The organism is Mesorhizobium sp. M2A.F.Ca.ET.043.02.1.1, from assembly GCF_003952405.1.
Taxonomy (GTDB): domain Bacteria; phylum Pseudomonadota; class Alphaproteobacteria; order Rhizobiales; family Rhizobiaceae; genus Mesorhizobium.
The window spans coordinates 257,084-279,564 of sequence record NZ_CP034445.1 but is presented as its reverse complement, the minus strand read 5'-3'; the positions used below and the strand labels follow the sequence as shown (position 1 = coordinate 279,564).

Annotated in this window: 24 protein-coding genes and 1 tRNA gene; 10 read left to right on the top strand and 15 right to left on the bottom strand. The window is 63.2% G+C overall.

Features of this window, described 5'->3' with window-relative positions:
- Nucleotides 1–15 precede the first annotated feature (15 nt).
- The 3 genes from EJ068_RS01385 to EJ068_RS01375 form a co-directional block, all read right to left on the bottom strand.
- Nucleotides 16–783, bottom strand: coding sequence for an RES family NAD+ phosphorylase (locus tag EJ068_RS01385; RefSeq protein ID WP_127250164.1), 768 nt, complete (start codon nucleotides 781–783; stop codon nucleotides 16–18).
- Nucleotides 743–1,120: an antitoxin Xre/MbcA/ParS toxin-binding domain-containing protein gene (locus EJ068_RS01380; protein WP_042644375.1), complete on the bottom strand. Its 378-nt coding sequence runs from the start codon at nucleotides 1,118–1,120 to the stop codon at nucleotides 743–745. The genes EJ068_RS01385 and EJ068_RS01380 overlap by 41 nt, the downstream gene beginning before the upstream one ends.
- Before the next feature lie 63 nt (nucleotides 1,121–1,183).
- Nucleotides 1,184–2,254, bottom strand: coding sequence for a diguanylate cyclase (locus EJ068_RS01375; protein WP_127250180.1), 1,071 nt, complete (start codon nucleotides 2,252–2,254; stop codon nucleotides 1,184–1,186).
- 321 nt (nucleotides 2,255–2,575) lie between these two features.
- On the opposite strand from EJ068_RS01375, the gene EJ068_RS01370 reads away from it, so the two are divergent.
- Nucleotides 2,576–2,995 (top strand): GFA family protein, encoded by a 420-nt coding sequence (locus EJ068_RS01370; RefSeq protein ID WP_127250165.1) that lies wholly within the window; start codon nucleotides 2,576–2,578, stop codon nucleotides 2,993–2,995.
- 77 nt (nucleotides 2,996–3,072) lie between these two features.
- The gene (locus EJ068_RS01365) at nucleotides 3,073–3,432 is read left to right on the top strand and encodes a diacylglycerol kinase (protein ID WP_126082410.1); all 360 of its coding nucleotides are present in this window, start codon (nucleotides 3,073–3,075) and stop codon (nucleotides 3,430–3,432) included.
- 11 nt (nucleotides 3,433–3,443) lie between these two features.
- Here the strand turns inward: EJ068_RS01365 and EJ068_RS01360 are convergent, their stop codons facing one another.
- Both EJ068_RS01360 and EJ068_RS01355 read right to left on the bottom strand, forming a co-directional pair.
- Entirely contained in the window at nucleotides 3,444–4,043 is a 600-nt protein-coding gene (locus tag EJ068_RS01360; protein ID WP_127250166.1) for a DedA family protein, read from the bottom strand.
- The gene (locus EJ068_RS01355) at nucleotides 4,040–4,603 is read right to left on the bottom strand and encodes a DUF1003 domain-containing protein (RefSeq protein ID WP_127250167.1); all 564 of its coding nucleotides are present in this window, start codon (nucleotides 4,601–4,603) and stop codon (nucleotides 4,040–4,042) included. The genes EJ068_RS01360 and EJ068_RS01355 overlap by 4 nt, the downstream gene beginning before the upstream one ends.
- Before the next feature lie 90 nt (nucleotides 4,604–4,693).
- Between EJ068_RS01355 and EJ068_RS01350 the strand changes: the two genes are divergently transcribed.
- The 5 genes from EJ068_RS01350 (at nucleotide 4,694) to EJ068_RS01330 (ending at nucleotide 11,415) form a co-directional block, all read left to right on the top strand.
- Nucleotides 4,694–5,407 carry a DNA-3-methyladenine glycosylase I gene (locus EJ068_RS01350; protein ID WP_127250168.1) on the top strand — a complete coding sequence of 238 codons (714 nt, stop codon included), beginning with the start codon at nucleotides 4,694–4,696 and terminating at the stop codon, nucleotides 5,405–5,407.
- A gap of 115 nt (nucleotides 5,408–5,522) precedes the next feature.
- A complete protein-coding gene (locus EJ068_RS01345; protein WP_127250169.1) occupies nucleotides 5,523–7,235 on the top strand; it encodes an NAD+ synthase in 1,713 nt (570 codons plus the stop codon).
- Between the two features lie 29 nt (nucleotides 7,236–7,264).
- Nucleotides 7,265–7,702 (top strand): GNAT family N-acetyltransferase, encoded by a 438-nt coding sequence (locus tag EJ068_RS01340; protein WP_127250170.1) that lies wholly within the window; start codon nucleotides 7,265–7,267, stop codon nucleotides 7,700–7,702.
- Nucleotides 7,703–8,105: 403 nt separating this feature from the next.
- Nucleotides 8,106–9,911, top strand: a complete 1,806-nt coding sequence (locus tag EJ068_RS01335) for an ABC transporter ATP-binding protein (protein WP_127250171.1) — start codon at nucleotides 8,106–8,108, stop codon at nucleotides 9,909–9,911.
- 340 nt (nucleotides 9,912–10,251) lie between these two features.
- Nucleotides 10,252–11,415 carry a hypothetical protein gene (locus EJ068_RS01330; RefSeq protein WP_245463310.1) on the top strand — a complete coding sequence of 388 codons (1,164 nt, stop codon included), beginning with the start codon at nucleotides 10,252–10,254 and terminating at the stop codon, nucleotides 11,413–11,415.
- A gap of 3 nt (nucleotides 11,416–11,418) precedes the next feature.
- Here the strand turns inward: EJ068_RS01330 and EJ068_RS01325 are convergent, their stop codons facing one another.
- The 4 genes from EJ068_RS01325 to EJ068_RS01310 all read right to left on the bottom strand — a co-directional run bounded on the left by EJ068_RS01325 (nucleotide 11,419) and on the right by EJ068_RS01310 (nucleotide 14,464).
- Nucleotides 11,419–11,907, bottom strand: a complete 489-nt coding sequence (locus tag EJ068_RS01325) for an NUDIX hydrolase (RefSeq protein WP_126082417.1) — start codon at nucleotides 11,905–11,907, stop codon at nucleotides 11,419–11,421.
- 198 nt (nucleotides 11,908–12,105) lie between these two features.
- A complete protein-coding gene (gpt, locus tag EJ068_RS01320) occupies nucleotides 12,106–12,606 on the bottom strand; it encodes a xanthine phosphoribosyltransferase (RefSeq protein ID WP_126060535.1) in 501 nt (166 codons plus the stop codon).
- Nucleotides 12,607–12,808: 202 nt separating this feature from the next.
- Nucleotides 12,809–13,642 carry a universal stress protein gene (locus tag EJ068_RS01315; RefSeq protein WP_126082418.1) on the bottom strand — a complete coding sequence of 278 codons (834 nt, stop codon included), beginning with the start codon at nucleotides 13,640–13,642 and terminating at the stop codon, nucleotides 12,809–12,811.
- 81 nt (nucleotides 13,643–13,723) lie between these two features.
- The gene (locus tag EJ068_RS01310; RefSeq protein WP_127250173.1) at nucleotides 13,724–14,464 is read right to left on the bottom strand and encodes a competence/damage-inducible protein A; all 741 of its coding nucleotides are present in this window, start codon (nucleotides 14,462–14,464) and stop codon (nucleotides 13,724–13,726) included.
- 128 nt (nucleotides 14,465–14,592) lie between these two features.
- Between EJ068_RS01310 and EJ068_RS01305 the strand changes: the two genes are divergently transcribed.
- Entirely contained in the window at nucleotides 14,593–15,567 is a 975-nt protein-coding gene (locus EJ068_RS01305) for an alpha/beta hydrolase (protein ID WP_127250174.1), read from the top strand.
- A gap of 746 nt (nucleotides 15,568–16,313) precedes the next feature.
- Here the strand turns inward: EJ068_RS01305 and EJ068_RS01295 are convergent.
- From EJ068_RS01295 to EJ068_RS01285, 3 genes are all read right to left on the bottom strand, one after another.
- Nucleotides 16,314–16,553, bottom strand: coding sequence for a DUF2188 domain-containing protein (locus tag EJ068_RS01295; RefSeq protein ID WP_042644408.1), 240 nt, complete (start codon nucleotides 16,551–16,553; stop codon nucleotides 16,314–16,316).
- 124 nt (nucleotides 16,554–16,677) lie between these two features.
- Nucleotides 16,678–16,956, bottom strand: coding sequence for a DUF982 domain-containing protein (locus tag EJ068_RS01290; protein ID WP_112127664.1), 279 nt, complete (start codon nucleotides 16,954–16,956; stop codon nucleotides 16,678–16,680).
- A gap of 143 nt (nucleotides 16,957–17,099) precedes the next feature.
- A complete protein-coding gene (locus EJ068_RS01285; protein WP_127250176.1) occupies nucleotides 17,100–18,203 on the bottom strand; it encodes an NADH:flavin oxidoreductase/NADH oxidase in 1,104 nt (367 codons plus the stop codon).
- Nucleotides 18,204–18,355: 152 nt separating this feature from the next.
- Between EJ068_RS01285 and EJ068_RS01280 the strand changes: the two genes are divergently transcribed.
- Nucleotides 18,356–18,934, top strand: coding sequence for an NUDIX domain-containing protein (locus EJ068_RS01280; RefSeq protein ID WP_127250177.1), 579 nt, complete (start codon nucleotides 18,356–18,358; stop codon nucleotides 18,932–18,934).
- Nucleotides 18,935–18,956: 22 nt separating this feature from the next.
- Here the strand turns inward: EJ068_RS01280 and EJ068_RS01275 are convergent, their stop codons facing one another.
- Nucleotides 18,957–20,861, bottom strand: coding sequence for a hypothetical protein (locus EJ068_RS01275; RefSeq protein ID WP_127250178.1), 1,905 nt, complete (start codon nucleotides 20,859–20,861; stop codon nucleotides 18,957–18,959).
- Between the two features lie 54 nt (nucleotides 20,862–20,915).
- A tRNA-Leu gene (locus EJ068_RS01270) sits at nucleotides 20,916–21,001 on the bottom strand.
- 189 nt (nucleotides 21,002–21,190) lie between these two features.
- On the opposite strand from EJ068_RS01270, the gene EJ068_RS01265 reads away from it, so the two are divergent.
- The gene (locus EJ068_RS01265; protein WP_042644415.1) at nucleotides 21,191–21,418 is read left to right on the top strand and encodes a hypothetical protein; all 228 of its coding nucleotides are present in this window, start codon (nucleotides 21,191–21,193) and stop codon (nucleotides 21,416–21,418) included.
- Between the two features lie 263 nt (nucleotides 21,419–21,681).
- On the opposite strand, the gene EJ068_RS01260 is transcribed toward EJ068_RS01265, so the two are convergent.
- Nucleotides 21,682–22,338, bottom strand: a complete 657-nt coding sequence (locus tag EJ068_RS01260; RefSeq protein ID WP_042644416.1) for an outer membrane protein — start codon at nucleotides 22,336–22,338, stop codon at nucleotides 21,682–21,684.
- Nucleotides 22,339–22,481: the final 143 nt, after the last annotated feature.

Genomic DNA, 22,481 nt, shown 5'->3' with positions numbered 1-22,481 from the left:
GAGAGTTTTCCGAGTTCAGTGGCCGCGTTCCCAACGCATGCCGGCCAGTCGCGGATCGGCAAAAGCGGTGCGTGAGAATTCCAGCCGCTTGTCGGGGAACTCGCAGATCGCCTGCAGGCCGAAAGAGCCGATCCGGATGCGCCAGGTCTGCGGCTCCAGCGGCTTGGCCTTGGCAAAGCCCTTGCAGGTCAACAAAGCGATGTTGGCGCCCTTCGGATCGCGCACCGAACGATAGCGGATCGCCTGCATCTCGGCTTCGCGCGCGACATCGGCGATCGCCTGGCAGGCGGTGTAATCGGTGGGCAGCGTCCAGGCCTTATCGTCCCGATCGAGCGGCGGCCGCGTCAGGTCGATCGCGCGCTCGCACTTGATCGCGGCGGCGAAGGCGGTGTATTCCGCCGCATCGTTCGGCCATGGCGTCGCCGGCGATTCCGCAAAGAACAGCAAGCGGTAGAAGGCCATCTCCGCCACCGCCGTCAGCACCGTCTCGGCCGCGTAGTAGACGCCTTTCGTCTTGCCCGCGCGACGGAAGCGCGAGCCGTAAGGATAGACGGAGCCGTAGCGGAAAGGCGTCGCCAGCAGATAATGGAGGTGGCGGCATTCCAGCGGGATATGGGGCTTGGTGTCCTCGACGAGGTCCTCGAGCAGCGACTGCTCGTCGAGCGTGTCGACCAGCTTGAGGGTCGACACGCGGTGCTGCGCCTCCACCATGCGCCAGTATTTGCCTTCGAGTCTGACGGCCTCAAACGAGAGCGCGCCGGGAGTCCAGGTAGGCAATGACATCGACAAGTCCGGCAATGGTCAGGATTTTCTCGAGCGGCGTGCCGTCGAGCGTGATGTTGGGATTCCTCAGCCATGCCCGCGCCACAGTCTCGTCGCCGCCGACGATGGCGTCGAGCGAGCGGAACAGGCGCACGAACAGCACCGCCAGCTCGAACGGCTTGGTGCCGCGTTCGAGCAGGAACTCCTGTTTGCGCATGCGCGAGACCGTTGCCTCCGACACGCCGATGACCAAAGCGAGCGTCCTGGCGGTGATGTCGAGCAGGTCGGCCGCGCGCAGCGTGGCCTTGGTGATGACGGCGTTCTCGGCCGCCGCCGCGGCCGCGACTGGACGTTGCATATGCGCACCCTTTCATTTCTGTGGAAAATATAGTTCACAAAAATTCTTCTGGAAAGGGTAATGTCAGTCTTTCTTGTAAAGCAGCCAGCCTTTGCCGGCCCGGCCGGCCGTGGCCGAGTGCCTTGTCACACGGTTGCGGCCGCCGACCTTGGAGCGATAAAGCGCGCGGTCCGCCTTGGTGTAGAGATCCTCGGGGTTTTCCGCCTCCGAGGCCATGCAGATGCCCAGCGATACGGTGACGGTGCCGTAATTCATGCCGGTCTGGCTGCTGGTGAATGGGGTCTGCTCGATCAGCGCGCGGATGCGCTCGGCGATCTCGTATGTGGCATCCTCGCTGGCGCCTTCGACGATAAAGGCGAATTCCTCGCCGCCGGTGCGCGCGACGAACATGTCGGAACGCACGCTGGACTGGAAGATCTCGGCGATGATCTGCAGGATCCTGTCGCCGACCGGGTGGCCGTAGCAATCGTTTATGTCCTTGAAATGATCGATATCGGCAAGGATCAAGGCGTTGAACAGGATGCCGCGATTGCTGTTGTAGATCCGGGTGATCTCCTTGTCGAAGGCGCGTCGGTTCCACAGTTGCGTGAGCGGATCGGTGTCGGCAAGCCGTTTGTATTCCTCGAGTTTCGACTTGACGCTTTCAAGCTCGGCCGTCTTTTCGCTGAGCGTGCTGGCGATCTGGCGGCCATGGTCGATCGTCGAGCTGGTGGCGGCCGACATTGCGCCAGCGATCTTCTGCAGGAGTTCCTGCGAAAGCAGACTGCGGTTGCTCAGCCCGCTCGAGGTCTCGTCGAGGAGACGGCCGTATTTCTCGATATGCGAGCGCTCGCTGCGCAACAGCGCGGCGATGTCCTCGAGCTCCTTGGCGACCATCTCGCGGGCATGTTCGACGATGGCCGGTCCGTGATGCTGGGGGAAGAAGGTGCGCCCGATGCCGTCGAGGTCCTCCTGGGTCGGTCGGTTGCTCAACGAGACGACGGCAAGGCTGAGTTCGTGATTGCTGCCGCTGAGCGCCTCGTAGAAGATTTCATAGTTGCGCGGCATGCCAAGCACGCCGAGCTGCCGCATCGTCGCCACGACGGTGCTGGCGATGTCGGTATTCCTGTCGGTGGGAACGGCTGCCGGCTGCATGTTCAGTTTCACTGCCCCTTCAGTGCGACCGGAGACCTGCCTCCGCCGGGAGTCGCTAACTCGGGGATTTGAATCGGAATTGCGGTGCGACGGCGCGTCCCCAACACGACCTTCGCTTGCAGGAAACATAGATGCAGTTGCGCTAAAGTTTCCTTAATGGCCTGCATTTCCTCGATGTCTCTGCTACCTCAGGATGTAGAGTCGTGTGAGGCGCAGCTTTTGAAACGCGTCGCTTCGGTGTCGCATTTGCCTGCGCCCAGCCACTTCAAACCTGAAATTCTGGCCGGCAATGGATCGGAGGATGGTCGAAGGAGGCCGGAAATGGACGATAACCACAGGGGATCATGCCTGTGCGGGGCGGTGCGTTTCAGGACGAGTGGCCCGCTGCGCGGCGTGGTCTATTGCCATTGCTCGCAATGTCGCCGGCAGACCGGCCATTTCGTCGCGGCTACCGCCTCCAGGGATGCCGATATCGTCATAGAAGGGTCCGACACGCTCAGCTGGTACGGTGCTTCCGATGTGGCGAAACGCGGCTTCTGCCGGACCTGCGGCTCGCTGCTCTTCTGGAAGCACAATGAACTGGACACGATTTCCATCATGGCCGGATCCTTCGAGAGGCCGAGCGGCCTCACGGCGGAAAGCCACATCTTCGTCGGCGACAAAGGCGATTACTATTCGATCGAGGACGGGCTGCCGCAGTTCGAGAAATCGACGCCGTCGATAAAGGTCGCCGACGGATGAATTTTGCGGCGGCTGCCTTATTCCCTTGATCCCGCCGTTGCGATATCCCCTCACCGTGACTCGAAACGAGGCTGGGCATGCAGCGGCTGGTTGACGCTTTCATCAATTCGGTTCGGGCCTTCCGCAAGTTGGCCGCTCACGAAAAGGCATTCCAGCAGGAGTTGCTTTTGCTTGCGCTGGCGCTGCCAGCCGGCTGGTTCATCTCGGTCTCCTGGCGCGGTTATGCCCTTTTGATCGGCGCGGTTCTGCTGTTGATCATGGTCGAAGTGCTCAACACCGGCATCGAGGCGGCCTGCGACGCGATCTCGCGCGAATTCCACATCGAAATCCAGCTCGCCAAGGATTGCGGGTCACTGGCGGTGTTGATTTCGATCGTGATCGCCGGCGGCGTCTGGGGCATAGCCTTGATCGAGCGCCTCACCGGCGCGCCGATCTGACTCCTGGCGGATCAGGATCCTGCCCGATCTTCCTTGGCGCGTTCGCGTCCGGCAAAATGATGGCCGACCAGCCAGGCAATGATTGCGACGCCGACGCCGACGCCAAGGGCGATGAGCAGGCGCTCATGCCGCTCGAACGCCTGGCCCACCATGCGCTCCGCGCCCAGGCCGAAAACATAGCCGATAGTGCTGAACAGGGCCGCCCACACGGCGGAAGAGATGGCATTCAGGATGACGAAGCGCGGCATGGGCACGGTCGACAGGCCTGCAGCGATACCGCCGACCAGCCGCATGCCGTAGATGTAGCGGTTGGTCAGCACGAAGATGTTGGGATGGGTGTTGAGCAGGCGGTAGGCGCGGCTGAAGCCCGGCCGCCTGCGCAACCTCCTCACATAGCGATGCTCGGCGAAGCTGCGGCCGAGGGTGAAGAAGAACGTGTCGCCGGCGAAGGCGCCGAGGAAGGCGGCCACAAAAGTCTGCCACAGCACGAAGACGTGCTGATGAGCGAAGAAACCGCCAAGGATCGCGGCACTTTCGCCTTCGGCGACGCAGCCCAGGAAGACCGCGATCAGCCCGTATTGCTCGATGAGATGATGGATGGTCCCGTTCATTCTATGACGGGCCGCGCCGACAGTTTCTCGTCGATGCGCCTGATCTGTTCGGCCATGCGCAGGATCTCGTCTCGCATGCCGATGATCTCGCTGTGGCGCAGCTCGTCGAGCTTTTCATGCAGGGCCATGATCTCGATCTCCGCCTTTAGATTGACCTCGTAGTCATGCGCCGCGTCGATGCGGTCGCGCTCGGTCTGGCGGTTCTGCGACATCATGATCACCGGCGCCTGGATCGCCGCCAGCATCGACAGCACAAGGTTGAGGAAGATGAAGGGGTAGGGATCGAAGGCGTCGCGGGTCAGCAGCCAGGCGTTGCCGAGGGTCCAAAGCGCAAGAAAAGCCAGGAAGGTCAGGATGAAGGACCATGAGCCGCCGATCCTGGCGATCGTGTCGGCGACGCGGTCGCCATAAGTCTCGTGGAAGGCGACGGCCTTGTTGGTGTCGCGTGTGATGGTGGTGCGCTCGAGCGTCGATTGAAGCACGCGGCTCTCGAGCGGACCAAAGCCGTCCGGCTTTCGCTTGAGCAAGCGGTTCGCCATGTCCTCGACGATCTTGTTCATCTGCCTTCTCCTTCGCCCGGCATCGATAGACGTAGAGGCTGCCGGGGCGGACGTGAAGTGCTAGATTGCGGCGAACAGGCAAGGACAACGATGCTCGATTTCCAGAAAATCCACGCGCGGGCGGCAAAGCGCAAGGGCGGGGAGGCGGTGCTCGCTCCGCTGCTTGGCCCTGCGCCCGACAACAAGGCGGTGGCGAAAGTCCCCGACGACCGCATTCTCTCAACCATGGCCGAGCGCATTTTCGCCGCCGGCTTCGTGTGGCGTGTCATCGAGCAGAAATGGCCGGGTTTCGAGGAGGCGTTCCTCGGTTTCGAGCCGAAGCGGCTTCTGTTCCAGCCGGACGACTTCTGGCACGAGTTGGCATCCGACAGCCGCATCGTGCGCAACCCGCAGAAGATCAAGTCGGTGCGCGACAATGCCGCCTTCGTCGACCGCGTGTCGAAGGAGCATGGCAGCTTCGGGAAATTCATTGCCGCCTGGCCGGCGGACGATCAGATCGGCTTGACCGCCTATCTGGCCAAGCATGGCAGCCGGCTGGGCGGCAATACGGGTCAGTATTTCCTGCGCTGGCTGGAATGGGACACGTTCGTCGTTTCCGCCGACATGGCGGCGGCCTTGCGCGAGGCCGGCCTTGACATAGCCGAGAACCCGACCTCGAAGCGGGACCTCGAAAAAATCCAGGCGCAGATCAACCAATGGTCGGCCGAGACCGGCCTGCCGCGCCGCCACATCTCGCGCATCCTGGCGATGTCGATCGGCGAGAATCGCTCGGCAGAGGCGCTGCGCGAATATATGGGCGATTAGGGATACGATCGACATCCGTCGATAGATCATGAACATGATCGGCTCTGCCGATCGATCCTAATTGGCACAAGCGATCGCCATTGCCCGACGATTTCTGCCACGCTACATCCATTCCATGACCAAGACCGCTCCTGATATCCTGCGCATCGCCGTCGCCCAGCTCAACCCGACCGTCGGCGACGTCGCCGGCAATCTGGCAAAAGCGCGCGAGGCGAGGGCGGACGCGGCGCGACAGGGCGCCGACCTGGTGCTCTACACCGAGCTCTTCCTCGCCGGTTATCCGCCGGAAGATCTGGTGCTGAAGCCTTCCTTCCTCAAGGCCTGCGAGAAGGCGGCCGAAGATTTCGCCACGGACACCGCCGATGGCGGACCCGGCGTCATCATCGGCACGCCGCTGAAGCGCAAGACCGGCACGCATAATTCCATCGTCGTCGCCGACGGTGGCAAGATCATCGCCGAGCGCTACAAGCTCGATCTGCCCAACTACGGCGAGTTCGACGAGAAGCGCGTCTTCCAGGCCGGACCTGAACTGCAGGGGCCGGTCAACTTCCGCGGCGTGCGCATCGGCGTCCCGATCTGCGAGGATATCTGGGGCGACATCGCGGTCTGTGAGACGCTGGCCGAAAGCGGCGCCGAGATCCTGCTGGTGCCGAACGGCTCGCCCTATTACCGCGCCAAGATCGACGTGCGCCACCAGGTCGTCATCCGCCAGGTCATCGAAACCGGCTTGCCGATCGTCTACGCCAACCAGCTTGGCGGCCAGGATGAGCTGATCTTCGATGGGGCCTCGTTCGCCATCGGGGCCGACAAGACGCTGGCCTTCCAGATGAGCCAGTTCGAGGACGCGATCGACGTCACCACCTGGAAAAGAAGCCGCGTCGCCGCAGGCGCGCAAAATGGAAATAATTCCGACACCTGGGTCTGCTCGGAAGGCCCGATGTCGAAGGTCCCCGAGCGGGAAGAGGCGGACTATCGCGCCTGCATGCTCGGCCTGCGCGACTACGTCAACAAGAACGGCTTCAAGAACGTCGTGCTCGGCCTCTCCGGCGGCATCGACTCGGCGATCTGCGCGGCCTTGGCCGTCGATGCGCTGGGCGAAGAGCGGCTGCGCACCGTGATGATGCCCTACCGCTACACCTCGAAGGATTCGCTGAAGGACGCCGAGGACTGCGCGCGCGCTCTCGGTTGTCGCTATGACATCGTGCCGATCTCCGAGCCGGTCGAAGGCTTCAAGCATGCGCTGACGCAGCTCTTCGAGGGCACCCAGGAAGGCATCACCGAGGAAAACCTGCAGAGCCGTGCGCGCGGCACGATCCTGATGGCGATCTCGAACAAATTCGGTTCGATGGTGGTCACCACCGGCAACAAGAGCGAGATGTCGGTCGGCTACGCTACGCTTTACGGCGACATGAATGGCGGCTTCAATCCGATCAAGGATCTCTACAAGATGCAGGTCTACGCGCTGTCGCGCTGGCGCAATTCGCATGTGCCGCCGGGCGCGCTCGGTCCTTCCGGCGAGGTCATTCCGAAGAACATCATCGACAAGGCGCCGTCGGCGGAGCTGCGCGAGAACCAGACCGACCAGGATTCGCTGCCGCCCTATCCAGTGCTGGACGACATTCTCGAATGCTTGGTCGAGAACGAGATGAGCGTCGACGACATCGTCGCGCGCGGCCATGACCGGGCAACGGTGACCCGCGTCGAGCACCTGCTCTACATCGCCGAATACAAGCGCCGGCAGGCGGCGCCCGGCGTGAAGATCACGCGGAAGAATTTCGGCCGGGACCGCCGTTATCCAATCACCAACCGGTTCCGGGATCGCGGTTGATCCCCGGCGAGATTGCGGCAGCGCAGCGCATGCAAGACATAGAAATCAGCTTCGACCTGTCGCGGATCGATTTCCGGGCAACGTCCGATCAGCTCATGCAAAGCTATTGGGGCGCGTCGCGGACCGACGAGGCCCACCGCCGCGCCTTCGACAACTCGCTCTGCGCCGGCGCCTATCTCGATGGCGAGCAGGTCGGCTTCGCCCGCGCGATCACCGACTACACGGTCTTTGCCTATGTCGCCGACGTCATCATCTGGCCACAGCATCGCGGGCGGGGGATCGGCAAGCTGCTCGTCCAGGCGCTGATCGATCATCCCGAAGTCAGCACGGTGACGCATTGGAGCCTGTCGACCGACGACGCCCACAGCCTCTACGAGAAGTTCGGATTCAAGGCGTCGACGGACGGACGCTACATGCGGCTGGATCGCAAAGCGGGCAAGCCAACGGCTTCAAGCGCGTCGGACTGAAACCGTTCAGCCGTTTCTGCGCGGCATGCACCAGCCCGCGCAACCTGCCGTTGTTGCAAATTCGTCTCAGTGCTTGGACCAGATGTCGTTTTGGCGGCAGGCCGACTTGGCGTTCGGCCGATGCCTCCCTATAAGAACCTCTCCGCGATTCCCTTCCGGGAGGACCGTATGGCAGGATTTGACATCGTTATGCGAGGCCGCGAAGCCTAGATCTGCTCGGGCTTTCCGAAGGTTTTTCGGAGAGCCGGGCGCAGCACAGGCATTAGCCGCTGCCGGTCGCCGCCTCAGGGCAGGCGGCCTACCATACTGAACCTCCCGCTCTTTTGAGGCGCCGCAGGGCGCGGATGCGGGTTTTCCAATTTGATTTTACCGGGACCGGGCTCGTTTGCGCCCGGATGACATCATGGCTCGTTTCAAGATCGATCTGCGCGCCGGCGCCTTTCGCAGCGTGCTCGGCTTCACGTTCAGCCACTGGCGGCGCCAGCCGTGGCGGCTTTCGCTCATCATGGGCGCATTCCTGCTCTCGACGCTGGCCGATGTGCTGACGCCCTTCTATTCCGGCCGCCTGGTCGACGCGGTCGCAAGCGGCGCCGGGACCGATGAAGTCGCCTGGAACGCGGCGACGACCGCGTTCTCGATCCTGATGGCGTTGGCGCTGGCGGGCGTCGTGCTGCGCAATATCGCCTTCCTGTGGATCGTCGAGCTGACGCTGAAGATGATGTCGGACATTGCCGCCGACGCCTTCCATCGGGTGCAGCGGTTCTCGACGGACTGGCACGCCAACAGCTTTGCCGGATCGACGGTGCGCAAGATAACGCGCGGCATGTGGGCGCTGGACCTGCTCAACGACACGATCCTGATCGCGCTGCTGCCATCGGTCGTCATGCTCGTCGGATCGACGCTGCTGCTCGGCTGGTTCTGGCCGCTGATGGGGGCTGTCGTGGCGGCCGGCTCGGTGCTGTTCATCGCCGTCACGGCGATGCTCTCGCTCGGCTATGTCGCGCCCGCCGCGCGGCTCGCCAACAGCTGGGACACGCGGCTGGGCGGCGCGCTGGCGGATGCGGTGAGCTGCAATGCCGTCGTCAAAGGCTTTGGCGCGGAGGCCCGCGAGGAAGCGCGGCTGGCGCGCGTGGTCGCCAAATGGCGGCTGCGCACCGGCCGCACCTGGATGCGCGGCACCGCCAACGGCACCACGCAAGGAGCGCTGCTGCTGGTCATCCGGGCAGCGGTGATCGGCCTTGCCCTCATCTTATGGGCCTGGGGCCAGGCGAGCGCCGGCGACGTCGCTTTCGTGCTGACCTCGTTCTTCGTGCTGCAGGGCTATCTGCGCGACATCGGCACGCATATCCGCAACCTGCAACGCTCGGTCAACGACATGGAGGAACTGGTCGACTTCCAGTCCGAACCGCTCGGCATCCAGGACCGGCCCGGAGCTCGGCCGATCCGGATCACCGATGGGCGCGTCGCCTTCGACAAGGTGACGTTCCACTACGGCAACCATCTTCTGCCGCTCTACCGCGATTTCTCGGTCGACATCGCGGCTGGCGAGCGCATTGGACTGGTCGGGCATTCGGGCTCGGGCAAGACGACCTTCGTCAAGCTGATCCAGCGGCTCTATGACGTGAATGCCGGGCGGATACTGGTTGACGGGCAGGACATCTCGCAGGTCGAGCAGGCGTCGCTGCGCAGCCAGATCGCCATCGTCCAGCAGGAGCCGATCCTGTTCCACCGCTCGCTTGCCGAGAACATCGCCTATGCCAGGCCCGGCGCCAGCCAGGCCGAGATCGAGCATGCGGCGAAACTCGCCAGCGCGCATGATTTCATCACCAACCTGCCCAGGGGCTACGGAACCCTGGTCGGCGAGCGCGGTGTGAAGCTTTCTGGGGGTGAGCGGCAGCGCGTGGCGATCGCGCGAGCCTTCCTGGCGGATGCGCGCATCCTGATCCTGGATGAGGCGACATCGAGCCTGGATTCGGAATCGGAAGTGCTGATCCAGAGGGCGATGGAGCGGCTGATGGTGGGGCGCACGACCCTTGTCATCGCGCACCGGCTCTCGACGGTTCGGGCGCTCGACCGCCTGCTGGTCTTCGATCGAGGCCGTATCGCCGAAGAGGGTTCGCATGACGATCTGATCCGCCTCAATGGCGGCATCTACCGACGGCTGTTGGAGCGGCAGGCGCTCGAACTGACCAAAGGCCTCGTCGCCTGAGGAAAGGACGGCCCGGCTCCGGCCGGGCCGTCGGCTGTCCGGCTCCGCCGCGGCAGCGCAGATCAATCCAAGGTCTGCAACCGCGCTCTCGTCACGCGGCTTGAGTGAGGTAATGCGGTGTTTAAATTCGTCTCCATATACTTAAAGTTTTAGTCATTTCATCAGCAACGCCATGCGATATACATTGTTTTAAACAGTTGTCGGCGTATACCTTCAGAAAGGCAAGTCGGATGTGGCATGCGCAGGTCTCCTGGAGATTCTACAGGCATGCCGGTTGAAGGAGATTTCTTTGGAAATTGTAGGGTCTTACCCGCCGACAGAGGACCTTGCATAGGCATTCATGATGGATTTGGTCTCCGCAAATGGGGGGTCGAGAAAGACGCCGGCGCCGTCGGTGCCCGACCATGGCTCGGTACGGCCGCTCGCCGCCGAAGATCTCGAGCGGGTCGCGGCACTCTTCCTGACGAAGTTCCGCCGTCGCCGCCTTCGCGATCACGCGGTCGCGCGGACGGCGGACTATATGAGAAAGCTCTATCTTGACGGCGGTGAGAACAAGGCCCTTGTCCAGATAAACCCGCAGGGCGGCCTCGGCGGGTTCATGGGCGTTTTGAAAGCCCGCTATGAGCTCAATGGAAGGGCATTGAATGCGGCCATCATCGGTCCCTTCATGACCGATTCCAGCACCGATCACGGTTGGGCCGGGCCGCAATTGCTGCGTGCCCTGCATCAGGGCGAGTTCGATCTATATCTGACCGATTCGGCCAACCGGACATCCTTGGCCTTCGCGCGTCCGATGAAGTATCAGCTCTTGCCGGTGCATTGTCTGGAATGGACCTGTGTTTTTCGGCCGGGCGCCATGGCCGCCGCCTTGCTGCAGAGTAAATGGCCCGGGCTGGCTCGGCTGGCGCTCGGCCCCTGCGGGCGGGCGTTTGATGCTCTCGCAGGAAGACGGCTCGAGCCGCCGGTCCAGCCTTCATCGTCGCGACGGATCCACCATGAGCGGATCGATGCCGCGCGGTTTGCGGAGCGGCTGCCGGCACTGATATCCGATTATGCTCTTCGACCGAGCTGGAAGGATGGCGAACTGCCGCGGCTGCTCGCGCTGGCGGCCGAAAAGCAGGCCGACGGGCCACTTCATTTCGGCGGGACTTACGACGAAGCAGGCAAGATGGTCGGTTGCCATGCCTTCTACGGGCAGGCTGGCGGCATCGCGAACCTGTTGCAGATCCAGGCGCCCGGACCCCACTGGGGCGCGACGCTGGACGGCCTTATCGCGGCTGCGCGGGAGATGGGCTGCGTGGGCATAACCGGGCAGACACAAAGCAGGTTCCTGCCGCACCTCTTCGGCTACAACCGTCTCTTCTTCCGCTATGCCGGCGGCACGATGGTGCGCTCACGCATCACCGAGGTCGCGGAAGCGGTCCGCGCCGGCGACATCTTTATCGGCGGATTGACGGGCGATCGCTGGACCCGGCTGAGTTCCGATGATTTCGGTCGCGTCTGACGATCAGATGAAAGTGTGCGGCGCGGCGCAAAAACCGGCAATGATCTGGCAAAGGTCCGGTTCATGGACCATTTGGACTGCTTCGATGGCGCCAACCCATTTGCGCGTCCGGGCGCGCTTCTCTTTCCAGCGGTCCGCAATGCGGTCGACATGCAGCGGAAAGACCAGGACTTCGCAGGGCACTTCCTCGCCGGAGGCGAGGACCTTGGCATAGAAATAACGGCCGGCTTCAAGATGCGAGATGGTGCCGCGCAAGCCGGCTTCCTCGCCTGCTTCACGGGCGGCCGCCTTGCAAAGTGGTTCCCTGGCCTCCGGCCAGCCCTTGGGCAACACCCAGCGCCCGGTGTCGCGGCTGGTGATCAGCATGATCTCGACGCCGGCTTCGCTTTCACGCCAGGGCAGAGCGGCAACCTGCAGGCGGCAGGGCGCCTTGCCGAAGAGCCGCCGGACTCTTTCGGCCATCTGGGTGTGTGTTGCCGGCCTCGTCAACATCGGAAGAAGCTGCCCCAGCCTCCAGAATCGTTTGCCACCTTACGAATCTTACGGCGAATTATGGGCTTTAAAAGTAAAAAACTTCACTCCGTGGGAAAATGCCGCCAGAAAAGGTCAATCTTACAAAGTAGACATGCTCATTGGTTCGACTACACGCCGCTCCTTTGAGGCAGATTCTCTGGAAAATATGACGGCCGTTCAGCCGACATGATCGTCCGCGATCGGCTTCTGGTATGTGAAGCCCATGTCCCAGGGAAAGTAGATCCAGGTGTCCTGGCTGACCTCGGTGACGAATGTGTCGACCAGCGGGCGGCCCTTCGGCTTGGCATAGACGGTCGCGAAATGCGCCTTCGGCATCATGGCGCGCACGATACCGGCTGTCTTGCCGGTATCGGTCAGGTCGTCGATGATCAGCACGCCGGCGCCGTCGTCGGCAAGCAGCGGCGGCGAAATCTCCTTGAGAACCTGAAGCTGACCCTGGCTGGTGTAGTCATGATAGGAGGCGACGCACACCGTCTCGATGATGCGGATGCCGAGCTCGCGCGCGATGATCGCCGCCGGCACCAGGCCGCCGCGCGTGATGCAAACGATCGCTTTCCATTGGCCCTTGCTGGCGCCGGAAAGCCGCCAGGAAAGTGCGCGCGCGTCACGGTGGAACTGGTCCCAGGAGACGGGAAAGGCTTTTTCGGGAAGGGACATGGCTCACGCACTCCGCAAGGCGCGCCGTGGCGCGCAGAAACACTGGAATGCAGGCGGAATTAGCCGGAAAGCGCCAGGCTTGGCAAGAGCAGGGGCCGGCGACGGCTGTGGACTTAAGGCGTCGCGCTCAAACGGGTTCAAGCGGCGCTGGTCTGACTTGCGCAGCGTCGCCCTGAACCTTGCCCCCGCTTCCGAGGGATGCTCAACGCGAAAGGAAGGCCGCTACATTCGTCGTGCGCAGCACCGTGCGGGTGACGCCGCCGAACAGAAGCTGGCGCAGCCAGGAGTGGCTGTAGGCGCCGAGCACCAGAAGATCGGCGCCGGATTCGGCGATCCTGGCCTGAATCATGTCATCGACCGAAGTGCCGCCGGATTTCTGCACGCAGACGCTGACATTGGCGCCATGGCGTGACAAGGCCGCGGCGATCTCGGCGCCGGCCGCTTCCGGAGATTCATCGAGCGTCTCGGGCGGGTCGATGACGAGAATGTCCGTCTTGTCGGCCTCGGCGATGAAGGGCAGGGCATCGAACGCGGCGCGGGCCGCTTCCTTGCTGCCGTTCCAGGCAAGCAGCACGCGCCTGAAGGTGGTGACCAGTGGCCCGTCATGGGGCACGACCAGCACCGGCCGGCCGGCATCATAGACCAGCGTGTCGACATCGGCGCTCGGGTCGCCGCCGGTATCGCGCTGCGCGGCGATGATCAGATCGGCGGCGCGCACGCTCGTTATGCCGGTCAGCGCGCTGTCGCCGGAGAAGCTTTCCAGGCTTCGCCATTCGAAGGACAGGCCGGATTCCTCGATCCGCTTCAGGAAATAGGCCTGCAGCTTGCCGGCGCGCTCCTTGTTCATCTCGGCCGAGACCTGCAGGAACTCGGTGTCCGGGAAGCCGGTGGCCGACGTGTAGGGAACGGGCAACGCCTCGGCATGGATGCCGACGAGATGGCTCTCGAACCTTTCGGCAAGCGGAAGGGCGCAATCGAGAACGCGCTCGGCGTCCTGCTCGTTCTGCAAAATGGCGACGATTGTCTTGAAGCGCATGGCCGGTCCCTCAATTGTTTGCGCTACGCGTGGCAGCAAGGGAACGCCTCAGCGCGTTGACTGGTTCCAGCCGAACGCCGGTCAGCCCGCCTTGGCGAAGCCCGCCACCATCGCCTCGACATCCTTGCGCGCGGCCTCGAGCGCTTCCTCGCTGCGGGCGCGCACGACGAGCTCGGTCCAGAACTTGCCGTCGCCATATTTGGGATAGGAGCCGATGATGGTGTCGGGATGCGCCTTCTGGACATCGGCCAGCGGCCCGCCGATCAGGCCCTCGCCGAAGGGGCAGTGCACCGTGGCCGACAGCATTTTGGTGCCGGCCCTGAGCGTCGGCACGACGTTGTCGAGCATGGCCTGGAAGATCGACGGCACGCCCGCCATGACATGGACGTTGCCGATGCGGAAGCCCGGCGCGACGGAGACGGGATTGTCGATATGGTCGGCGCCGCGCGGCATGCGGGCCATGCGCTTGCGCGCTTCGGTGAATTCGATACCGCGCCCGGCATAGCTCGCCTCAAGCAGGGCGTAAGCCTTGGCGTCATACTCGCAGGGCACGCCGAAAGCCTTGGCGATCGAGTCGGCGGTGATGTCGTCATGCGTGGGGCCGATGCCGCCGGTGGTGAAGACGTAGGTATAACGGGCGCGCACGGCATTCACCGCCGCGACGATCTCGTCTTCCTCGTCCGGAACGATGCGCACTTCCTTCAGGTCGATGCCGATCGCCGTCATGATGTCGGCGAGATGGCCGATATTCTTGTCCTTGGTGCGGCCGGAGAGGATTTCATCGCCGATGACGAGCATGGCGGCGGTGACGATTTCAGGCATAGCGGACTCCGGCGCAAAAGCTCGCCTGAGATAACGCGCCCTGAGGCCTGCCGCAATGCGAAAGCCGGATGCGCTTGTGGCGGCGGCCGGTGCGGATATGGTGCGGTCGGTCGGGAGCGGATGAAACCATGCTGATATTGATTGTCCTGTGGCTGCTCGCGGGCTTGCTCGCCGCGGCCGCCCTTGTCCTGCTTGCCCTGATGCTCGCGACATGGCGGATCGCGGCGAAGGCTGAAAGGCTGGTGCCGGCTTGCGGAAAGTTCATCGAGATCGACGGCAACCGCATTCATTATGTGGAAGAAGGCGAGGGCAGGCCGATCGTTTTCCTGCATGGGTTGGGCGCCCAACTTCACCATTTTCGCCATACGCTGTTCGGACGCTTCGGTCCCGGATATCGGCTGATCGCGCTCGACCGGCCGGGCTCGGGCTATTCGGTTCGGGCAAGGAGCGCGACCGGCCGGCTGCCCGAACAGGCGGACATCGTGCGGCGCTTCATCGAGGAACTGCGGTTGGAACGACCTTTGATCGTCGGCCATTCGCTGGGCGGCGCCGTCGCGCTTGCGCTCGCCACCGAGCATCCGACGTCGATTTCCGGCGTCGCGCTGCTGTCGCCGCTGACGCATCTCGAAGCGAGGATAGGTCGGCGGTTCGACCTGCTCTATGTTCCATCGCCGCTGCTGCGCCGGGTCCTGGCCTATACGGCGGCGATACCGCTTAGCCTGCGTTACGCGCAGCCGACGCTGCGATTCATCTTCGCGCCACAAGCGGTTCCCGCGGACTACATGACCGCCGGCGGCGGGTGGATCGGGTTGCGCCCGTCCCATTATCTCGCCACATCCACCGATGTCGTGGCCGTGGAACGGGACCTTGGCCAAATCGAACGGCGTTACCGCGACATAGCGATGCCGGCTGGCATTCTGTTCGGCACCGGCGACCGTGTGATCGGCGAGGCCGTCCATGGCGAACCGATGCTGGACAAGATCAGCGGTCTCGACTTCGAACGGGTCGAAGGCCTCGGCCACATGCCGCAATTCATGGAGCCCGAACGGGTCGTGGCCTTTATCCAACGTGTCGCCGCGCGTGGTTTCGCCAACGCGAGATGATTTCGGCCAGAGCAATTCCAGGAAAAGTGTGAGCGGTTTTCCGTCCGGAATTGCGTCAAAAAACAAAGAGATAGGACGTTTCGCCGTTTCCGTGAAACGGTGAAACGCCCTAACGCCCCGCGCTGCAGCCCATGGCCGTTCACGAAACGTCACATAAAAGTGTCGGACATTCCGTCCTACCCGCAATTTCTGGTGGAACTTTAGGCCCCGCCGCAGGGTTTCGGTCGTATCGCTGTGGGGCTTCGGCCCCACATATTTTTGCGATCGACAGAATGGAGAAATCCGATGCTTACAAGACTTATCGCAGCTTCGGCGCTGGTGCTGGCCACGGGTGGCGCGGCCATGGCACAATCATCAGATGACTGGTGGTGGTGGCACCGCGACCATCGTCCCGCCGCGAGCGAGCAAGTAGACCCCTATAGGACCGGCAGCATCAATGGAGGCTCAGGGCTGAGCACCTCCGGCAACAGCACTGGAGCCATAGGGCCGTGCGCGGACACCACGCCGGGGCCGGACGCCAACTCACAACAGAACGTCAACGACAATTACTGCGGCAAATAGAGTCGCATAGTCGCCGGCGGCCGGTATGAAGCCTCGGGCTTTGCCGCGGAGGCCCTCAGTTCTTGGTCCGGGCGATTCACCGTTTCACGGAAACGGCGAGGCGCCCCACACTGCGCTTTTTACGCGATCCCGAACGAAGGCTGCGCCGAAAGGTGCCGAGCCTGACCACACCTTTCCTGGAGTGTCTAATCCGATACTTCGGTCTGCGGCCGGTCGCGGCCGTCGGCAAGCTCATCGTGCCACTTTCCTTCGGCATCCTCATACTGGATGCCGTCCGTGGTTCCGGCGACCTGCTGCTCGGACGAGGCGATTTCTGCGGCGCGCAGCGCCTCCTGGTGAGTACGGAAAGTCTCGGAAAACGTCGAGCCGACCTTGTAGGCCCAGCCGCCATCATGCTCGACGATCTTGTAAGTCAGCTTCGCCATGAAATCCTCCGGTCAAGAACCGTGCTAGCACGTTTCACCGTTTCACGGAAACGGCGAAACGCACTATCTCTTTGTTTCCACGCAATTCCAGACGGAAAACCGATCACAGTTTTCCTGGAATTGCTCAGTGCAGCTTTCCGTCGGGCAGCCTGTCTTCGGGGACCAGCACTTCCGATTCCCTGGCCGCCTCGATAAGGGCGCGACGTGCGTCCGCTGGCGAACGATACCCTTCCAGCGCTTTGAGGCAAGTGTCGAGAGCATCACGATGGCGCTCGCCGCGATTGAGCGGCCAAACGGTCATCAGGCACTCGGCGGCCTCGCGGGTGCTGCTGATCTGGCGATATTTGCCGACATGGCCGAGCTCGACCACCACCGGCTTCTCAAAAGGTTTGCTGTCTATCATGGCCGCCAACGTAAAGCGGCCAAATTGGTTGCAGTTGTGGCGAGGATCCTGCGCCCAAACGTCTCAGGACCCCGCTGACTGCCGGTTTCGTTTTGACGCAGTTCCGGACGGAAAACCGCGTCGCACTTTTTCCTGGAATTGCTCTAACCGGCGGCCTTCATCCAATGCCGCATCGTCGTCACCGAACGCGCCAGCTGGGGCGCCGGATGGATTTCCTCGCCGAAGGCAGCCGCCGCGCGCCAGCCCCAGCGCGGGTCGGCGAGGAAGGCACGGGCCAGCGCCACCATGTCGGCACGACCACCGGCGACGATCGCCTCGGCCTGGCTCGGATCGTCGATCAGCCCCACGGCGCGCGTCGGAATGCCGGCGCCCTTGCGCACGGCTTCCGCCAGATGCACCTGGTAGCCGGGGCCGGGCGGCACCTGCTGCAGGGGCGAATTGCCGCCGCTGGAGCAGCAGATATAGGCGATGCCTTCGGCCTTCAGCGCCTTGGCCACCTCGATCGCGTCCTCGACGTCGAAACCACCGTCGACCCATTCCTTCACCGAAAGGCGCGCGCCCAGCATCATGGACGGGGCGGCCTTCCTCACCGCCCTGGCGATTTCGACCGCGAAGCGCATGCGGTTCTTCAACGACCCGCCCCAACGGTCCGTCCTCTGGTTAGAGAGCGGCGAGAGGAACTGGAAGATCAGATAGCCATGCGCGGAGTGCAGTTCGGCGAAGTCGAAGCCGGCGCGTTCGGCGCGCACGGCCGACTGCGCAAAACGCGCGATGAGCTCAAGAATCTCCTCATCCTCCAACGCGTGCGGCACATTCCAGCCCGTGTCATAGGCGATGGCGGAGGCAGAAACGGTCTGCCAAGGATCTTCGCCGGGCTGCAGCGGACCGCCGCCTTCCCAGGGTCTGCGGTTGGAGGCCTTGCGGCCGGCATGGGCAAGCTGGACGCCGAACTTCGTGCCGGGCGCGGCGACGCGCCTGGCGGCGTCGAGCGTGCGCTTGGCGGCCGCCTCGTTGTCGTCCGAATAGAGGCCGAGGCAGCCATGCGTGATGCGCCCGCGCCGCTCGACATCGGTCATCTCGACGGTGACCATGCCGGCGCCCGACATTGCCAGGTTCATCCAGTGATGGAGATGCCAGTCGCTGGCGGAGCCGTCCTCGGCCGAATACTGGCACATGGGGGCGACCGCGATGCGATTGGGGAGGGTGAGGTCGCCGAGGGTGATCGGCTGGAAAAGCGATGACGTCATGAACGGGCTCCTGGAGAGATACCGCTATCTAGGCAGTCGTGGCGCGTCACGCCAGACACGAGCCGGTGAAACTGCCGCTGGACCAGTCGGTTTCCCGGATTGCGTAGAGGCGCTTTCGTCGCTACCCCTTTGCCGCCACCAAGGAGATCGTCATGGAAGATCGCATTCGCATCCGTTCCGAAGAGATCCTTTCGGACGACTGGGCGGTGCTGAAGAAGACAGTGCTCGACTACCGCCGCCGCGACGGGCGGTGGGAGACGCAGATCCGCCAGACCTACGATCGCGGCGACGGCGCGGTGATCCTGCCGTTCGATCCTCGGCGCTCGACCGTGCTCCTGGTGCGGCAGTTCCGCTTCCCGGCTTACGCCGTGGGTCACCGCGAGCCGCTGATCGAGGCCTGCGCCGGCCTGCTCGACGAAAACGATCCCGAAACCGCCATCCGCAAGGAAGCGGAGGAGGAACTGGGTTACCGGTTGAAGGACATCGAGCGGCTGTTCGCGCCATTCATGAGCCCCGGGAGCGTGACGGAGCGGCTCTGGTTCTTCACCGCGCGCTATTCGCCGGCCGATCGCATTTCCGACGGCGGCGGCGCGCCCGAGGAGGGCGAGGACATCGAGGTTCTAGAAATACCACTGGACGAGGCGCTGGCCGCCATTGCCGACGGCCGTATCGTCGACGCCAAGACCATCATCCTGATCCAGCATCTGAAGTTGAACCCGATCGCGCCTTGACGGGGATCACCGCGTCAACGGCTTATTGGCCCATGGCAGGACACTGGCCGGCGGGGCCGCCCGACGCCGGATATCGATAGATGCGCAGCGGCCCCGCAGCGGGGCATTCCGTCAACCACTCCGGAGGCTTTCCCGTGGCCAACCGGCTGGCCAATGGAAACCGGGCTTCGACCGGCTGGAGGGTCGTTTCCTCCACACGGCAGACCGCGACATGGGTGGCCTTGGTTTGATCGAGAAGCTGCGTCGGGTCGGACGTAGCCGGATCAAAAAATCTAAGGACGCGCTCGATGCCCTTGGCCGATGTGTGAAAAGGGACGGCCACGACGTCGAGTTCCTCAGGAGACCCCAAAGCGGCGATCCCGATATCGGGAGGCGCGAACAGTCTCGCGCCTTTCGGCCAAATAAAACGCGGGCCGCTGCTGGCTTGCGCGCAGGCATTGGCGATGTCGACGCCAAGCAGCTTTGCAGCCCGGGGAGGCCAGACCAGACAGGTTAGAAGAAGGGCAGCAATGACCGCCACGCCCGGGGCGGCCAGAAGCCAGGCGCGCGGCAGCTCGTCCCTCGACCTGGCTGCGAAATGGCGCTTCAGCGGCAGGCTGGCTGGAATGCCTTGATGGACGAGCAAGGCAACCCCGGGGCCGACGAAGAGCGGAAAAAACCGCAGGTATCTTAGATAAAGCAGTCCCAACAGGAGGCCGACAGCCGAAAAGACCGCCAGGACCCACCAGGCTCGCTTCCTTGTCGAGGCGGAAATGGCCAAAATGCATGTCGCCGCCGTGCCCAGAATGGCGACGAAAAACCGTGCGAAACGATCGGAGCCCAGAAAGTCCGCGCTGAAGAAGATGCTGCGTTCCTGCTCGATGCGGGAGAGCCAATTGTCGCGAACATAGTCGCTGAGACCGACGAGCGGGCCGCCCGCGCATTGGGGGAAGAGGAAGACAAGCATCGCGGCGGTCGCGCCGGCACCGGCCAAAAGGCACAGGGCGCGTATGTACCAGCGTCCAATTCTTCTGGTCAGCGAGACACCTGCAAGCACGGCGCCGGCAGTCGCAAGCGCGGTGAGGTGCAAAAGCGAATAGCGGTCGCAAGCGGCGCTTTTGTAGGCATCGGGTCCGACGACCACAAAGAATACGGCAATGCCGGCGGCCGCCAGCGCCAGACCGTACGCCCCTAGGTCCTTGCCTGCATCCTTCGTTCCGGCGATGAATACCAATGCGTAGAAGCCGGCCGGAAGAGCAAGGAATGGCGCCATTTCGGTGCTGATCGCGGTGGACAGAGCCATTAGGGCGCCGTTCAATCCGGCGGCAACCGGCGCGCCACGGATCGTCAGCAGCACCGCCCCCAGGAGGATGAGCATCTGCAGGTTGTGGTAGTCGATGCGCCAGGGCTGGAATTCCGAAAGCGCGGGCAGCCCGGCGAAGGCGGCGACGATCAGCACCACGCCTGGATGGTCGAACTCGAATTCCCTGACCACGAGGAAAAGCAGGGTTAAAGCGGCCAGGAGGAGCAGGAGCGGCACGGTGAACGCGGCGGCGGATAAAGCAGTTCCCATCCCGACAAAAGGCGCCAGCGCGATGGCCAGCAACGCATAGAGCGCATCGACGATCCAGGGCCAGTGCGAGACCATGGGCTCGGGCTGGGCGATACCGGTCAGCGTTCTGTCGAACGGATTGCCTGTGTGCAGAAGATGCCTGATTTCATGCAGCTTCATGAGATCGTCGACGTCGCCGTTGGGCATGTTGCCGAGCAACAGGAGCAGGCTCAGAACCGTACTGAGCGCCAGCCAGACGAATACGACCGGGGCAGGGGTGTGGCGAAAAATCGCCTTGATCGTCGACATCCCAAGCTCTTCCCCACGCGCCTCGACCATTTGATGCACGGAAAAGCTTTCGATCGCGTAACCCTTGCCCGGCTCGCGGGCCGCCACCCGAAGTTCGAGCGAAGAGTGTGGCCCGCCACCCCAAGCTCGAAGAGCAAAGGGTGGTGCGGACGACGGGAATCGAACCCGTACGATCAGAGATCGAGGGATTTTAAGTCCCTTGCGTCTACCAATTCCGCCACGTCCGCAGGCGTGCCCTTTTCAGATGCCTGATTTGAGCCGTCAAGCGATGTTTCGGACCGACTGATTTTACACAGCCAGCCAGCATGCGATGGATGTCCGAATTTAATATTAGCGATATGTAAAATGCAAAGTCCGCCAAACCGGTTTCGTTAGCCTTTCTGTGCCAGCATCGAGCCGGCTTTGATGGTGGAACCATGCGTGGGCCAGGCTGGATCCGGGGGCTACGGGAGGAGGAGGCGCGGCAGCTGCGCTGCGAGATCGATCGGCTCGAGCGCGATCTGATCAAAGCCGCCAATTCGAAAGCCAAATGCAACCTGCACGACGTCGCGCATACGCTGCGCTGGCAGAAGGCCCGGCTCCAGCGATTGGAAGAATGCCTCGCAGCCATGCCGGCCGGAAAGATCGCTTCGGACGGGTCCTGATCGGTCCGATTGCAACCTTGCGTCGAGGCTTAACCATTATTGGTCCTGCGCTTGCCGAGCAGGGGCGCATTGGGAAGTGGCGCGATCGCGGAATTACGGTTTGCGGGGATGCCGTTAGGTTAGCCCACAAGGCGGTTCGATCCGCCGAGGCCGGCGTCTACCAGGCCCCTACCCATTCCCCCGCCCCCTGCGGGCGCCGGCCACCTGATTTCCAAGAGACAATACAGGATGGCGCCTCAGCACTGCCGCCACAGCGGCAAGCCTCAGAATTTATAGCTGAAATTCACGCCCAGCGTCTGCAGCTTCACGTCCTGGTCGCGCTCGGTGAAAGTATCTGAAGCGTCGAAATGCTCCTTGCCGAAATCGTAGTAGCGGTATTGCGCGCCGACGACGACATTGTTGGTCAAGGCATAGTCGACGCCGGCGCCGAGCGTCCAGCCGGTGCTGGTACGGGTCCGGGCAAAGCTTGTGCCTGCCGTCTGCGAGGTTTCGATGCCGGCGAACGCGACGCCGCCAATGCCATAGATCAGCAGGCGATCCATGGCGTAGCCTGCCTTGGCATCGACCGATCCGAACCATTTGACGTCGGTGCCGAAGGTGTTTGCCGGGGCGGCATCGGCGGTGCCGTCGATCGAGGCGTAGTTGAGGTCGGCCTCGGCGCCGATCACTGCCTGGTCGAACTGCCAAAGGCCCGCGACATGGCCGCCGACGAAACCGCCGTCGATGTCGGGCTTGACCGAACCGCCGTCGACGGTGATGTCGGACCGGCCCCAGCCGTAGCCGGCCTGCATGCCGGCATAATAGCCGGTCCAGTCGAAGCCAGGCGCGGTCATCGGCAGATCAGCGCCCAGATCCGCCGCCCAGGCAGACCCGGACAGCAGGGCAAGAAAGCCGGCACTGGCGAGCGTCAGTCGACGCATCGAGCACTCCGAAATGGCGGTTCCGAAAGACTCCCTGGGAAAGACTAGCCCCTTTCGCCGCTGAACGGAATTGCATCTCTGCAACAGTGGTTTGCGACCTGATGCTCTGGCTCCAGGCACCGACATTTGCCAAAGTGCCTCAT

Bases quoted from the DNA above. Each gene is read 5' to 3' on its own strand.
- EJ068_RS01385 (WP_127250164.1), bottom strand. From the start codon at position 783: ATGTCATTGCCTACCTGGACTCCCGGCGCGCTCTCGTTTGAGGCCGTC.
- EJ068_RS01380 (WP_042644375.1), bottom strand. From the start codon at position 1,120: ATGCAACGTCCAGTCGCGGCCGCGGCGGCGGCCGAGAACGCCGTCATC.
- EJ068_RS01375 (WP_127250180.1), bottom strand. From the start codon at position 2,254: ATGCAGCCGGCAGCCGTTCCCACCGACAGGAATACCGACATCGCCAGC.
- EJ068_RS01370 (WP_127250165.1), top strand. From the start codon at position 2,576: ATGGACGATAACCACAGGGGATCATGCCTGTGCGGGGCGGTGCGTTTC.
- EJ068_RS01365 (WP_126082410.1), top strand. From the start codon at position 3,073: ATGCAGCGGCTGGTTGACGCTTTCATCAATTCGGTTCGGGCCTTCCGC.
- EJ068_RS01360 (WP_127250166.1), bottom strand. From the start codon at position 4,043: ATGAACGGGACCATCCATCATCTCATCGAGCAATACGGGCTGATCGCG.
- EJ068_RS01355 (WP_127250167.1), bottom strand. From the start codon at position 4,603: ATGAACAAGATCGTCGAGGACATGGCGAACCGCTTGCTCAAGCGAAAG.
- EJ068_RS01350 (WP_127250168.1), top strand. From the start codon at position 4,694: ATGCTCGATTTCCAGAAAATCCACGCGCGGGCGGCAAAGCGCAAGGGC.
- EJ068_RS01345 (WP_127250169.1), top strand. From the start codon at position 5,523: ATGACCAAGACCGCTCCTGATATCCTGCGCATCGCCGTCGCCCAGCTC.
- EJ068_RS01340 (WP_127250170.1), top strand. From the start codon at position 7,265: ATGCAAGACATAGAAATCAGCTTCGACCTGTCGCGGATCGATTTCCGG.
- EJ068_RS01335 (WP_127250171.1), top strand. From the start codon at position 8,106: ATGGCTCGTTTCAAGATCGATCTGCGCGCCGGCGCCTTTCGCAGCGTG.
- EJ068_RS01330 (WP_245463310.1), top strand. From the start codon at position 10,252: ATGATGGATTTGGTCTCCGCAAATGGGGGGTCGAGAAAGACGCCGGCG.
- EJ068_RS01325 (WP_126082417.1), bottom strand. From the start codon at position 11,907: ATGTTGACGAGGCCGGCAACACACACCCAGATGGCCGAAAGAGTCCGG.
- gpt (WP_126060535.1), bottom strand. From the start codon at position 12,606: ATGTCCCTTCCCGAAAAAGCCTTTCCCGTCTCCTGGGACCAGTTCCAC.
- EJ068_RS01315 (WP_126082418.1), bottom strand. From the start codon at position 13,642: ATGCGCTTCAAGACAATCGTCGCCATTTTGCAGAACGAGCAGGACGCC.
- EJ068_RS01310 (WP_127250173.1), bottom strand. From the start codon at position 14,464: ATGCCTGAAATCGTCACCGCCGCCATGCTCGTCATCGGCGATGAAATC.
- EJ068_RS01305 (WP_127250174.1), top strand. From the start codon at position 14,593: ATGCTGATATTGATTGTCCTGTGGCTGCTCGCGGGCTTGCTCGCCGCG.
- EJ068_RS01295 (WP_042644408.1), bottom strand. From the start codon at position 16,553: ATGGCGAAGCTGACTTACAAGATCGTCGAGCATGATGGCGGCTGGGCC.
- EJ068_RS01290 (WP_112127664.1), bottom strand. From the start codon at position 16,956: ATGATAGACAGCAAACCTTTTGAGAAGCCGGTGGTGGTCGAGCTCGGC.
- EJ068_RS01285 (WP_127250176.1), bottom strand. From the start codon at position 18,203: ATGACGTCATCGCTTTTCCAGCCGATCACCCTCGGCGACCTCACCCTC.
- EJ068_RS01280 (WP_127250177.1), top strand. From the start codon at position 18,356: ATGGAAGATCGCATTCGCATCCGTTCCGAAGAGATCCTTTCGGACGAC.
- EJ068_RS01265 (WP_042644415.1), top strand. From the start codon at position 21,191: ATGCGTGGGCCAGGCTGGATCCGGGGGCTACGGGAGGAGGAGGCGCGG.
- EJ068_RS01260 (WP_042644416.1), bottom strand. From the start codon at position 22,338: ATGCGTCGACTGACGCTCGCCAGTGCCGGCTTTCTTGCCCTGCTGTCC.